Origin of the sequence: Wolbachia endosymbiont (group A) of Barypeithes pellucidus, from assembly GCF_964030885.1 — a bacterium.
Taxonomy (GTDB): Bacteria; Pseudomonadota; Alphaproteobacteria; order Rickettsiales; family Anaplasmataceae; genus Wolbachia.
Window position 1 is genome coordinate 654,498 of record NZ_OZ034985.1, and the last position, 14,564, is coordinate 669,061.

A 14,564-nucleotide genomic window follows, 5' to 3' on the forward strand; every position below is an offset into this window, starting at 1 on the left:
GAGTTTTAAGTCTTTTTGTATAGTCTTGGTTGCACTTTTATGCAGCTCAACATAAGTAAATTTGATCTATAGCAACAAACAAATGCTTATTTTAACTTATTTCTGTTGGCGTTTTATAGTAGTAATTGATGTTAAACCGTTCTAAAATTGGTAGCTTGCTCTGAAGAAACACTATAGTTTTTCTAAGGTGGGTTTAAAAAAAATTATCTATAAGGTTAATATTCAATTTATTTATATTGAAATATACGATTTTAAAAAATGACTATCTATGGAAGAACATGGTGGGGAGAGAAATGGCTTCAGTGCTTCAATAGAATTGATTATGATAACCGTCTTCCACGTGGCAGAACTTGTGCTAATACTGGTCGAGCTTTTGGTATTAAAATTAATGGTCACATAGTTACAGCTAAAGTTCATAGCTCAGCATATAAAATTCGTGCTCACCCATATAAAGTCGAAATTATACTTAATGAATTAAGTTCATCAGAACAACATACTATTCGCCAAATAATTGAAACTTCACCTTCTATACTATCTAAATTAATAAATAGGCAATTACCAACCAGCTTGTTTGATAAGCTTAATGATCTTGGGATTAAATTGTTTCCTTCAAATTGGGAAGAGATGAATGCAAATTGCAACTGTCCTGATTGGGCTATGCCTTGTAAACACATTGCTGCTGTAATTTATCTTATTGCTGCAGAAATTGATAAAAACCCCTTCATGATTTTTAATATTCATAATTGTAATTTGTCAGCACTTATCGATGATTTTGGGAATGGAAAATTAGAAAATGCTCAAAACATTTTAAAGATAGATGATATATTTAAGGCATGTTCTAAAATTAGAATACATAACCAAGCAAATTTAAATGATATTGATTTATCAACTATTCCTAACCTTTTTGATTGTATCAGTAGTATTTTAACAGATAATCCACTTTTTTTTGAAAAAAACTTCCATAATATTTTACAGATAGCTTATAAGCACTGGCAAAAGTATCCTGCAGGAAAATTAGTGTACTATCCAGCTTCTAAGAAGGAACTATCAGAAGAGGAGCTATTTATTGAAAGATGGGGAAATATTGAGAATTGGCAAACATTTCAACTATTCATTAATGATCAGCATTACCTTACTCAAGTGAGCAGTGGTACAACTAATTTATTTATGCTAAGTAGAAATGTATTGAAAGATATAGCGCGATTTTTAAACGACATTCCTAATTCGTTACTTCACAGGCTTAATCCTGAACTTCGCTTCATGCATATGATTTCACAGTTTGCACATATGCTGATGGAAAAGTCAGCGCTAATACCACAAATATTACAAAACAAAGAAGGAGAAGTGATAATTAGGTGGATTCCGGCGTTGTTTAATGCGTCAGTTAAGGAAATTCATAGCAAGATGTCATCTATTTGTCCGCCTCTATTGATTAAATATCAAGAAATCGCTGTGGAACCAGAGGAACAAGTAAATGTTGCTATCTCTCTTATCCTTTTAGGGTATATAGAAGATAACTTTCCTGTATCACTGGATAAGTATAGAGATAAATATATCTTTGAATTATTCTTTACTGGAAATCCATACAAGTTTACTAAATTTAGTAACAAAGAAATACCGCAAGCAATTAATCTCTGGCTTTCACGTCTTTATTTAGCAGATAAACCTTACAAACTCTATTTAACGATAAAAGATCACCATGAAAAATTTGAGCTTGATATACAGGCATCCCTAGATGATGAAAAGTCATTCATAAAGCTAGAAAAAGCACTTTCTAATCAAAACATAAAACTTAGTATTTTATCTGACCTTGCACTCTTGTCTGAATACATACCTGAATTGGAAAAATCGATTGACGATAATAGCACATTATCATTTAATTTAGATGATTTTGCACCATTGTTTTTGCATATCTTGCCTGTATTAAGAGCAATTGGTATCGTAGTTATTTTGCCAAAATCTTTACAAAAAATCTTCAAACCACAATTAAGTCTTAATTTGTCTACCAAGGATAAAATAAAAGAAGATCGAGAAAGTTTTTTAACGCTGGAAAATTTATTAAAATTTGATTGGAAAGTAGCAATAGGAGATAAAAAATTAAGCGTTACAGAATTTAAAAAATTGCTAAAAGATTCCCGAGGGCTTGTGCGAATAGTCGATCAGTATGTGCTTTTGGATGATAAGGAGGTAGAAGCTCTACTGAAGAAACTTGATAAGTTACCCGAACACTTAAATCAAGTAGAGCTGATGCAAGCCGCTTTAGCAGGTGAGTTAGATGAAGCTAAAGTAGTACTTGACCAGCAAATTAAAAACTTATTTGATAAGTTCAACACTTATGCATCTGTTGATGTACCAAGTAATCTAACTGCACAGCTACGTCCATATCAAGAGCGTGGATTTAGTTGGCTTGTACAGAACATAGAAAGTGGGTTTGGTAGTATAATTGCTGATGATATGGGTCTTGGTAAAACATTACAGGTTATAGCAGCTATTCTATATTGCAAAAATACAGGGTTTTTGGATCGGGACAGAGTCTTGGTAGTAGCTCCCACAAGCATCTTAAGTAATTGGCAACGAGAAGTAGAACGTTTTGCGCCAGAATTAAAGCTTTTCGTCTATCACGGACAAAATCGAGAATTGGCAAGTGATTATGATGTAGCTCTAACATCCTATGGTCTTGCACGTCGTGATAAAAAAGAACTTAATAAAATTCGCTGGTTTTTGCTCGTGATTGATGAAGCACAAAATATAAAAAATCCTAATACCGAACAAACCAAGGCAATTAAAACTATTGAAACAAGACATAGAATAGCTATGAGTGGCACACCTGTTGAGAATAGGCTGCTTGAGTATTGGAGCATTTTTGACTTTATCAACAAATCATATCTAGGTACTTCTGCGCAGTTTAGAACACGCTTTGCAACACCGATTGAAAAAGCGAGAGACAAAGCTTGTCTAGAGAGGTTCATGAAAGTTACCCACCCCTTTATGCTACGTAGGGTAAAAAGTGATAAAAGCATTATTCAGGATCTACCAGATAAAATTGAAAATAATCGTTATTGTTCTTTGACTCCAGAGCAAACAGCACTTTACCAAGAAGTCGTTAATACAACTATGGAAAAGATAGAAAGAAGTGAAGGAATTGAACGTAAGGGATTAATCTTTAAACTTATCAATGCTTTAAAGCAAATTTGTAACCATCCATCACAGTACGGCAAGAAAAAGCATGCGAGTATTGAACAATCCGGTAAAATGCAGATGCTAGAAGAAGTATTGACTGTGATTAGTGATCTTGCAGAAAAATCATTAATATTTACTCAATATACTGAAATGGGTAAAATTATATCTAAGTTACTTGAAGAAAGATTTAAATCAAAGGTGCCATTTTTACATGGTGGACTTTCTCGAAAAGCACGTGATACAATGATTAATGATTTTCAAAACTTATTCCAAGCCAATATTCTTATAGTATCTTTAAAAGCTGGAGGAACAGGGCTTAATTTAACAGCGGCAAACCATGTAATACATTACGATTTATGGTGGAATCCGGCAGTGGAAGCACAAGCAACAGATCGAGCTTATCGTATTGGACAAGAGCGTAATGTTATGGTACACAGACTGCTTTCAACAGGTACATTTGAAGAGCGTATTGATGAGATGATTCAAAGCAAGAAGGAATTAGCAAACCTAACTATAAGTAGTGGCGAGAGTTGGATTACAGAATTTAACAACGATCAATTAAGAGATTTAGTTAATATAAAAAATGCACTATAATATAGCTGAATTATTTAATGTAAAGAACCAGATAACTACCGCTCAATAGTTCAAAATACAGACAAAGATCAAAATGTACGTCTCCAATTTCATCATATATAGCGGAGACAAAATTTTGTGTTTTATGTCTCATTGGTAGGCAAAAAGCCTGTAATTACGTTTTAAAGCGATTGTTACCACTCCACTGTACCCCCTTAGCACCTGTAATGCCCTTTAAAATTTGAATAAAAGGCATCTTTAATAATTCTATTCGTGAATCAAAAAGTAATTGCCGTTTTCAGAAACTTTTCATTTTTACAGATGGCTTGAAAAGATTATCATTAAATCATTAATAGGTAGCATATCAGGCCAAACTCCTCCAAAGAAAAAAGTTTTTAATTTTTTCAGAAAAAGTCATAAGAAACCCGGTATATATATAGTAGAGGGTTTTCTATTCGCTTATAATTCCACCTTAAATTAAACTATGCCTGCGTATATGGGAAGGCTTAGCCAAAATTCCTTACATATTAGTAGTATGCAATATATCAACAAAATAAAAACTAAGAGGTTGACATAGTGAGTAAAATGTAGTAGAGTTATAGTAGAGCATTTTTTCTTAAAAGAAAGAAGATACTAAAACCTTAAATTTCACTTTTCACTATAAACCTAAACTGACTTCCTTTATTTCTTAATATAGCCTTGCCAAGAGAACCTCCTATTGCAGTTTTTACTTCATAAGAAGAGAGTAAGACCCCAATCAAAACAGCCTTACTCGAAAACCTTTCAAACGCTTAATCTTAAAAGGAGTTTCAATTTATGGTACAAGATTTTTTAACTGATGTCAAACAAAAAAATACTTTAAATGATGAATATTATGATTTTAACAATACTGTCTCACATTTAGAACCATTAGAGCAATTTGATGTAGAAGAAATTAAAAGACACTTATTATTAAACATAAGATCATGCCTTTCTTATTTATTCCCAAGGGGAACTTTTCATGGAGATGAATTCCGAATAGGTGATGTGCATGGTAACAAAGGACAAAGCCTCAGAGTAGCATTAACTGGTGGAAAAGCCGGACTCTGGCAGGATTTTGCAACTGGGCAGAAAGGTGATGTTCTTGATATTTGGGCAAGTGCACAGGGAAAAGATACAAAGAGAGACTTTTGTGAAGTGATGGCTTCTATAAGTGAATGGCTTGGATATGGCAAAAAATGCGCAAAGGCTTTCGAGAAATTTATTACCCACAGTTGGAATTATTATGATGAAAATGGCCAGATCATTGTAAAAGTTTATCGTTCTGATCCTCCTGGAAAGAAAAAAGTATACAAGCCTTTTGATGTAAAACGATCTAAGTTTGCTGCACCAGAAATAAGGCCACTCTACAACATTCCAGAAATCTTAAAATCTGATAAAGTTATTCTGGTTGAAGGAGAAAAATGTGCAGAAAGCTTGATAGAACAAGGGATTGCAGCTACAACAACAATGTCTGGAGCAAACGCAGATGTTGATAAAACAGACTGGTCACCCCTTAAAGGTAAAAATATTATTATTTGGCCAGATAATGATGAAGCAGGTAATAAATACGCAAAAAAAGCTAAAAAAAGCTTTTAGAGATCGGAGTTGCATCACTTGCTGTTCTTGAGATTCCGCAAGGTAAACCTGAGAAATGGGATGCTGCTGATTGTGTAGAGGAAGGTATAGATGTCAAAGAGTTTTTAGCTTCAACTCCGTTACTTACTATTGATACTCCAGCTACTGATACTTCAAATATGAAAAGTTTAGAAAGATCCACAAAACAGCCACTTAACATTTTAGATTGGAGTGCAGAGCGCTTTGTAGGTCCGGTACCAGAGCAAAAGTTTCTTGTTGAAGGTCTATTTCCTTTAGGTGTTACTTCAATAATAGCAGCAATGGGAGATACAGGCAAAGGTATGCTTCTTCTTGACCTAGCGCTTAAGGTTGCAAGTGATAAGGATCAGATGTGTGGCTTTGGTTCACTTGTTACTGAACATGGATCAGTAGTGATTTTTTCAGCAGAAGATGATGCAAGTGAGATACACCGCCGCTTAGAACGACTCGACCCTAAGTGTGAAAGGTTAAAACATAAAGATAAATTATTTATTGTACCACTGCCAAACGTCAGAGGATCACTTACAATACTCAGAAATGTTCGTGGTAAAATCGTCGAAGTTTCTCCTGAATTCGAATCCGTAATGAAACAGCTCGAGGAAATTAAAGATCTGAAATTGATAGTATTTGATCCACTTGCTTCATTTATCCATGCAGATATAAATGCTGATCCAGCTGTAGGGGATTATCTAATGTGCGTATTATCTGATTTAGCATGTAGTACTGGAGCTTCGATAATTACTGCTCATCACATGAGAAAGCCAAAAGGAGAAAAACCGATATTAACTGCTGAACAAGCACGCGATGCAATTAGAGGTACCTCTGCTCTTGTTAATGGTGTTAGATGCTCATACGCTTTTTGGCCAATAGAAAATACAGCTAAGCTAGAAATCTTTAAGGCAGTAGGAGAAACACCAAGACAGAATGCTTTGTTTCATGGGGCAGTTGTGAAAGCCAATGGTTTAGCTGATCGCACTGTAAGAACTTACCTAAGAAATCAGGAAACAGGGCTACTAGAAGATATAACAATACAACTAACAGTTAAAAATGCTAGTGAAAAAGACCTTAAAATATGTCTTACTGATGCAATTACACGATCTGCTGTTGCAGGACACCCATTTACTCACACAGGAAGCACAGGAGTATATAAGCAACGGCATAGACTACCTGAAGTTTTTCACAGCATGGGAAGGGATCGACTAGAGCGTATAGTTCAGGAACTTTTACAAGCAAAGCAGTTAGTTAAAGGAATGTCTACAGGTGCAAAAGAAGATAAATGGCTTGACGTTATAACAGGACCATTTGCTCGTGGTGTAGGGCAATTCACTCCTGGGGCTGAAGATCTTAGCTGTAGACAAAACTTATAAGTCTTTCTTTATGGGTGGCTCTTTAAATATTTTAGAGTTGCCCTATTTTCTCTATTCAATCTATCATCTACTCAATCAAAAATACTAACTTCGGAGCCAAAAATCACAACCCTATTATAAGCTATGATTTCAATTAAGAAGGGGTAAGAAACAAGACATCAAATGGTTGAATTATATTCCTGATTCCTTGGTTACTAAATAAGTAATGAGAAACTAGGAAGCTAAAGATCGCTTGAATCCTAACCTTTTGCCCTCTATTCCTAAAAGTGTTCCTAGTTATTATGTGTCCGAAGTCAGCCAGTATAGCGGATTCTACGTTCCTAAAACCCTTATATATTATATATATAATAGTAATAAATAATAATAGATAATATAAAATAATAGTAAAATGCAAATAAAGTACAATAACTTAAACAGCAAAAAGAAAGAAGTCCAGAAAGGCTGCCACAAAATATTATTAAGATATTTATATTTAATGAAAGATACAATTAGCGCGGTTTTAAAACGATTCTACAACTTCAGGGTCAATTTACCACCAAGACCTAAGTTACTCATGTAAGGTAGCTTAAAACTCGATTATGAGGCATTCTTAATGATTCCATTGGTGCAAATAAACTTATGCATAAGTTTAACGTCATTTTTATTCATTGTAAAGAAAAAATTTGTATGGGTCTTATTTAGAAAACTCACTTGATATTTTTCAGCTCATATACACCTCTTTCAAGCTATCTGGCAAAAGAAACGAAAGATAAATGCTCAGAAGAAACAATATAAAGCGATTCTATAATTTTTACCTCTTCCTGATTTCTTTACTTTTATGAGATTTAGCCCTAAGCTTTTACACTTTTTTGATCAAGACTTTTCTTTTCTTCTATCAATTTATCAAAATCTGACTTGTATGACTTGTCCTGTGTTTTTCTAAATATCTCATATTCTTTTGTAGCTAAGGTAATTGCTACTTCATGAGAGACTTTGCCATAACTCTGCAATATATCTTGCTCATTAAATTTTAAAAATGCATCAAGTTTCTCTTTCCAATCCTTCATATACATTATTTTACCTCTGGCAGCTTGAAACTCTGCATAATCTATATACATATTTACTATCCTGTTTAGCTGAGCAATTTCATTTTTATCTAAATAGTTTTTTGCTACTTGCGTGTCAGAAAGAAAGATTTTTCCCTTAGGTGCCTTACGCCAATTTGTTAAGCCCATATTAGGTTTACTTCCATCCACTCTGTTTGCAATAATTTCTGCTGCTGTATTTCCAGTAATAGCAAAATGCAATTTATTCTGCACTACAGCAAAGAAATTTTTCGTTTCGGTTGAACAGCTTGCATAGTCTACTGAAGTTGCATAAATGTCTGTGATTTTCTGATAAGCCACACGCTCACTTGCACGAATTTCTCTAATTTCTTCAAGTAACTCATCAAAAAATCGAGTGTCAAATTTAGAGCCATTTTTAAATCTATTGCTATCAATCACAAAACCTTTGAAAATATACTTCTTTAGTTTATCAGTTGCCCATGTACGAAAAGCAGCACCACGCTCTGAATTAACACGATAACCAACTGATATCACAGCCTCTAAATTGTAGAAAATTACATCACGTTTTACCTCTCTTTCTCCCTCTTTTTGAACTATCGAGGATTCCTCGGTAGTTGAATTTTTGTCTAGTTCTTTACATAGATAAATGTTCTTTAAGTGCAATGAAATATTATCAATTGAACAGTCAAATAACTCTGCCATATGTTTCTGAGTAAGCCATAGATTTTCATTTTCAAATCTAACTTCAATACATACCTTTCCGTCGTCTGTTTCGTAGAACAAAATTTCATTATAATCTAGTGATTTGTTGTTCATATACTTCCTTAGCCATGTACTGCATATATAGCACCTTCTGCTTTAAGTGACAAATTTTTAGACGCAGAGCCAGTCAATTGATACATAGAAGAAAGTTGTATACAATATCTCTGTTCGTTTCCCTCTTACTACAACCTATAATAAAAATATAAAGTGATTCGATAAAGATGGTCCATAATTGCGTCTTAAAAGGGGTCATAGAGAGCTACCAAAAAGCATTTAAGAAGTAAACTTTAAGCCGATCTGGGTTTTATAGTTTCCGTGATTTCCGGCAAAATTTCAAAATAAGGCAACAAAAATACAATACACCTAAACTATTGAAATTCTGTATTTTTATCCATTCAATATCTATAAGACGTTATTTTTCCACTTCCAAAAGACTTAATGAATCAGATCGCCCTAAAATCCGCTACAGTAGCTAGCTTTCCATTTTCTGAAAATCTTATATATTATTATAATATGTAAATAATACTATACATATATATATTAATAATATAGGAAATAATAATAAACAATATGAAAATATATAATGAATTAGCAAGGTCAACTAGAATTAAAGTAATGCCAAGGGAGTGAAAAAAAGAAGTTAAAGGACCCGGAAATGCCACAAGAAAAAGTCTTAAAATATTCATAAATACAACAAATAACCTTTAATGCGGTTTTAAAACGATTCTACGACTTCAGGGTACAATTATACCACCAAGACCTAAGTTACTCATGTAAGGTAGCTTAAAACTCGATTAAGAGCCATTTTTAAATTATTTCTTACCTTAAACTTTTACTTGCCACAAAAAACCCCATTTCATTCTATCATGTTTTTTATTTATTGTAAAATATTTTTTCAAAAAAGTGAACAGCTTTTGTAATTTAGGTGAATATATAACAAGAGCTGGTTATTTTAGAGGTCTTATTGAAATATAACGACTTTTATTTAAAACTCTTAAGGAAATATTTTAGATAATCTCTATAAACAAATTGTAGGTGAAGATAAAGAAAAAAGTTTGGAGTTGTTGCTATAAAAGAAGAAACAGAAGCTACAAAAACCGCTTGAAGTGGAGACAAATTTATTTATTTACGTCTCTAATTTTATCGTGTATGGCAGAGACAAAGATTTATATTTCCACTATATTATTGGTAGATGAAAAGCAGAGATATAGGGCTTTCTAAAGGGTGGGGGTCTGGTAGAGACTTATGACCTTGAAATCAGCGATTTGGTCTCATAACCATAGTCTCCCCAAAAGAACCGTGCTTGCGGATTTCCCGCACACGGCTCCACAATACAGCGTTCACACTAGTGCTCCTGTGTATAAAGAAACATATACCTTTGGTTTTGGTAATGGATTTACTTTTAAATAGTGTATAAATTGTTCCCAATCGATACTTTTCTTTTGACTACGTCGGTTTATCCACTTAAATGCTAACTTTGTTGCCAGTCGATTGAATTGAATCAAACACCGATAATTTCCGCTAACTCCGAAGTAGCTATAGTGTCCTGTTAGTTTGTCTTTAAGTTTCTGCCACCAATCTTTGAGACAGATACGACTTCGTACCATCTTCAACCACTCTTTGATTTCTTTAATCTTTCTGGCTAGGCTTATTTTTGAAGTTTTCTGCTTCATCATAAGTTTACCATTACGACTTTTTCCACAATAATGTGTAAATCCTAGAAAGTTGAAGCTAGCCGTCCTACGTTTCTCTCTTTCTGCTTGATACCATTCTTTCTTACCAAACTTTACTATTTTTGTTTTATTTTCAGCTATTTCCAATCCAAATTTACTTAGTCTTTGTTTCAGTAATTCTAGAAATTCTTTTGCGTCTTCTTCCCTCTCGCAGCCAACTACAAAATCGTCGCAAAACCTTATTAGCTGTATATATCCTCTGGCTTTTGGCTTAAATTTCTTTTCAAACCATAAGTCCAGCACATAGTGTAAGTATATATTAGCTAATACAGGGCTTACTATACCACCTTGTGGTGTGCCTTGATCGATTGCTTTATAACATCCAACTTCGACTATTCCTGCCTTTAGAAATCGTTTTATTAACCACAATAAATTTGGGTCAGCTATTCGTTCCCTTAGACAATTCATTAGCCATTTATGTTGAACATTATCAAAGAACTTCTTGATATCCACTTCTACAATATAGTTAATTGGTTTGTGCATAACTGCTTTATCTAGAGCGTTTATCGCCTGATGACAATTTCTTCCTGGTCGAAATCCATACGAGCTTCTAAGAAACTTCCCATTAGTTATTCCTGTTGAACTAAGATATAACCGAATTCCTGTGCCTTTTTGATTAAATTTTTTACAACTTTCTCTTTGTAACGTGTTTCATAATAATCTATTCCTCTTTCTACATATTCTTGTCCATACTTCAACATACTATAAAAGATACATGCTAATTTCCTTGCCGTAGCAGTAATCGCTTTTGGTGCACCTAGTCGTTTTTTTAACCTTCTACAATATGCACCTATTCCGCTATTGCTTCTTGATACACAGTGAGCAGCCATTCGAAATGCATTCGCGGCACGATTAATGACTTTACGTGTTCTTGTGCTAAACACTTTTTCCCCTGTAATTTTATTAGCAGGGCTTAGCCCCAACCACGAAGTAAAATGCTTTTCTGATCGCCATTTATTATAGTTAATACCAACTTCCGAAATGATAGTTTGTACAGTTAGTATATCCAATCCAGGAATTTTGGTAAAATCTATACCAGTTACTCGATATAATTCTTCATGCAAAGCAAAGTTTGGTTTACTTTTTCTGTGCTTATTTTTCTCTTCACCTAACTTTTTACTCTCATCAGACTTTGTCTCAAATGTTTTATAATATTCTTCAATGCTCCTGTCACATTCTGCTACTTTTTCCTGATAAATATTATATAGCTCAAATTCTTGCTTTAATGTAAATAGGTGTTCTTTTCTATAGTTTCCTGCTAATGCTTTTGCAATAACAGATTTATCACTTTTTATTCGTCCATCTCTTAGTTCAGCCAATTTTTCAGGATTATTCTCACCATCTATTATTGCTTTAATAATTTGCATTCCAGTTACACCAGTTGTATCGCTTATAACTTTATGTAGTTGAATATTCATTTGTGTTAGCGCTTTTTGCATACGCAAAGTATGTGTAGAAGCATTTTCAATTAAATTTTTACGTTGCCGAACATAACTACGCAATACACACATTTGATCATCTGGCCTAAATGACCCTTGGAGTAACCCGTAACTGTGTAGTTGTTGAATCCATTGACAATCTTGCACATCTGATTTTCTCCCAGGTACATTTTTAACATGTTTTGCGTTTACCAGTTTTACTTCAAATCCGTGTGATTCAAGTACTTGAAACAAAGGAATCCAGTACACTCCTGTTGACTCCATGGCTACTGTATTAACTTTACATTTTTTCAACCATTTTGCTATGTTGTAGAGATCTTCCGTAAAGCAGCTAAATTTTTGTATACGTTGTTCATCGCTTCCTTCGGGTACACATACATAATGTACAGCCGAGCCAACATCGATTCCTGCTGCATTAGGATTCGTTATCTCTAATTTACTTTTGAACTTTGCCATTTTTAATCTCCATTATATAATAATCCATAATTGAGAAGTGCTTAAGCTTGGGACGGTTGAGTTATACATTCTTCTAATCGAGGTAGCCCAAAAGGCTCCATCAGTGGTTCGACCGTTCCTCCAAAGCCACGCTGTCCTACGGGCACTTAAGGCACCATTGCACAGTTCGGCTATAACTGCAAAAAGCTCTTCTCTACAAAATTATACATAAAACTTGCCATACACTCAGCTAGGAAGTTTCTTTTTGGTTTGACAGGTTTTATCTGTCCGGCGCTGTCCATAAAGTTTGCTTCATAAATATTTTCTAATATCTTCTTTAGCATTACCTGTACCAACTTTTCTTCTGTTGATGGTATTCCGAGACCGCGTTTTTCCTTGCTTCCAATTTTGGGTATGTATACCCTTTTCACTGGTTGCGGTCGGTATTGCTTTCTCTTCATACTATCCACTAGCGTTCTAAGTTTCTCTTCTAGATTTTCTCCATAAGCTTCCACTGTCACACGATCTATACCGCAAGCCTTGTTGCGTTTTAGTTCCTTGTAACACTCTGCAAGATTCTCTTCATTAATCAAATGAACTAGCGATGTAAATTTTACTCGCTTATCTTGCTTAGCCCTTACTGCTATCTGGTTTAGTTTTCCTTGCATACTCCTCCAATCTCTGTTGTATTGGTATAGCAATCCCTATACCAGTCACTATATTGCTAACCGCTTCCCCTTGTATGTGGCTTTCCCACACTCCGAGTACTATCAGTTAGTCCGACTTCCTTTGCATCTTCCTCCAGTCCTTGCCTTTATTGACTTGTTCCAGAGTACCCTTACAGGAATACAAAGGATCTCCCAAGTTCACGTAAGGTCCATCTCAACACATGACGCGGCCTTCGATCCCGATGGGGTGAGTAATATCTTTCCTTAGCGTTATTACCCATGTTGCCTTCCACCAAATGTAAAGTATCGGCCCCCATGACGCGTGAATTACGGGACTCAATACCTTCACTTTCGTTGCACCCTATGTTGTCCATTCCATTAGCTTTACTACGCTCGTTACCTTACGCAGCATAATGGTTTGTTCCAGGTTGCTGGCTAAGCTTTACCCGTGTTGGATTTTCACCAACTGTTCCTTACGCACTTCTTGGCGCACACAATTTTTCACCCCCCTTGAAATTAAAAAATAAAGTTTTACATAGCCCATTTCAATTGTCTCCATTGTAGCACCATTCTTAAAAACGTTTTAGAGGGCTATTATAGCGTTATCTAGATAGGGGTTTTAAATCAAAAGCTCGTGTAATCTCCTCTCAACTCAAATAGCAAAGAAGCTGCTGTAAAAGATATAGCTGGTCTTCAAAGCTCTTTAATTCCTTAGCTGTCTTAAAATTATTTTAACTTTTTTTTAGAAAATCCCGGAAAAAGTAGTAAGAAATCCGGTATATATATAATAAAAGGGCATTGTTTCAACGAGGTAGATGCGCTTTAAGTACGAGAGCTTCAAGAAAATGTCAATCCTACCACTAACAAACAGACATTTAGTAGAAAGGAAATTTGGTAAGCTTAAGAATTTATATTTTTTTAGATGAGATAAAAACTTCGTTTTAAAGCTAGATGTGACTTTATGGGTTTTTATACAACAGTACTGCACCAAAGAACGCATATAACACCCTTTAAAACTTAATTAAATGGCATTATCAGTAACCTTACTACTATAGAATAAACCTGTATATAAGTCTAACACGATTTTTGTACTTTGCAAATAAAAAAAATTGAACAGTTTTCGTAATTTTGGTGAATATATATAACAAGAAAACAACTTTCTGCAGTAGCACATAATTCTCATTGTTGGACTACAAAAACCTATGAATTGCTGGTGTACTTTGCAGGAACCAAACAATATTTAGTGCTACTTGTAATTTTAAATAATGTCAATCCTAACACTAGATCTCGGCAAACAAACGGGCTGGGCAATTCTAACAGATGGAGTAATTGAAAGTGGAAGCAAAAGTTTTCATGGTAGCCGTTTTAGCGGAGGTGTTCTTGAATTTTCGTAATTGGCTTAATTCTTTGAAAGACATTTCTGCAGTGTACTTTGAGGAGGTGAGAAGACACCTAGGAACTGGTGCTGCACATATCTATGGAGGGTTTTAGCACACCTTTCTGCTTGGTGTGAAGAACATCATGTGCCATACAAAGGTGTTAATGTTAAAACTATAAAACGCTTTATAACAGGCAAAGGTAATGCAAGTAAGAGTGAAGTTATTGAAGCGATACGTGAAAAAAGTTTTTCACCTAGAGATGATAATCAAGCAGATGCTTTAGCTTTGATGTTCTATGTTATGGACTTTGGTAAAGATATTAATAAGCTGAGAAATCCATAAAAAGT

6 protein-coding genes and 2 pseudogenes are annotated in these 14,564 nt (G+C 34.4%); 3 read left to right on the top strand and 5 right to left on the bottom strand.

The features are described from left to right. Positions 1–258: 258 nt before the first annotated feature. Positions 259–3,774: an SNF2-related protein gene (locus tag ACQH1X_RS03475; protein ID WP_425386551.1), complete on the top strand. Its 3,516-nt coding sequence runs from the start codon at positions 259–261 to the stop codon at positions 3,772–3,774. Positions 3,775–4,569: 795 nt separating this feature from the next. Further along, positions 4,570–6,755 (top strand): annotated as a pseudogene (locus ACQH1X_RS03480) (AAA family ATPase). 830 nt (positions 6,756–7,585) lie between these two features. Here the strand turns inward: ACQH1X_RS03480 and ACQH1X_RS03485 are convergent. The 5 genes from ACQH1X_RS03485 to ACQH1X_RS03505 form a co-directional block, all read right to left on the bottom strand. Continuing rightward, complete coding sequence (locus tag ACQH1X_RS03485) at positions 7,586–8,617, bottom strand: virulence RhuM family protein (protein ID WP_353283598.1); 1,032 nt, start codon at positions 8,615–8,617, stop codon at positions 7,586–7,588. Between the two features lie 1,286 nt (positions 8,618–9,903). Then, positions 9,904–10,896 carry a reverse transcriptase domain-containing protein gene (locus ACQH1X_RS03490; protein ID WP_425386659.1) on the bottom strand — a complete coding sequence of 331 codons (993 nt, stop codon included), beginning with the start codon at positions 10,894–10,896 and terminating at the stop codon, positions 9,904–9,906. Then, positions 10,866–12,191 (bottom strand): IS110 family transposase, encoded by a 1,326-nt coding sequence (locus ACQH1X_RS03495; RefSeq protein ID WP_309165749.1) that lies wholly within the window; start codon positions 12,189–12,191, stop codon positions 10,866–10,868. Before ACQH1X_RS03495 ends, ACQH1X_RS03490 begins: the two co-directional genes overlap by 31 nt. Positions 12,192–12,361: 170 nt before the next feature. Then, complete coding sequence (locus tag ACQH1X_RS03500; protein WP_425386552.1) at positions 12,362–12,838, bottom strand: hypothetical protein; 477 nt, start codon at positions 12,836–12,838, stop codon at positions 12,362–12,364. A gap of 170 nt (positions 12,839–13,008) precedes the next feature. Then, positions 13,009–13,212: a hypothetical protein gene (locus tag ACQH1X_RS03505; RefSeq protein WP_425386553.1), complete on the bottom strand. Its 204-nt coding sequence runs from the start codon at positions 13,210–13,212 to the stop codon at positions 13,009–13,011. 891 nt (positions 13,213–14,103) lie between these two features. Here ACQH1X_RS03505 and ACQH1X_RS03510 point away from each other — a divergent pair. Next, positions 14,104–14,559, top strand: a pseudogene (locus ACQH1X_RS03510) (crossover junction endodeoxyribonuclease RuvC). Positions 14,560–14,564: the final 5 nt, after the last annotated feature.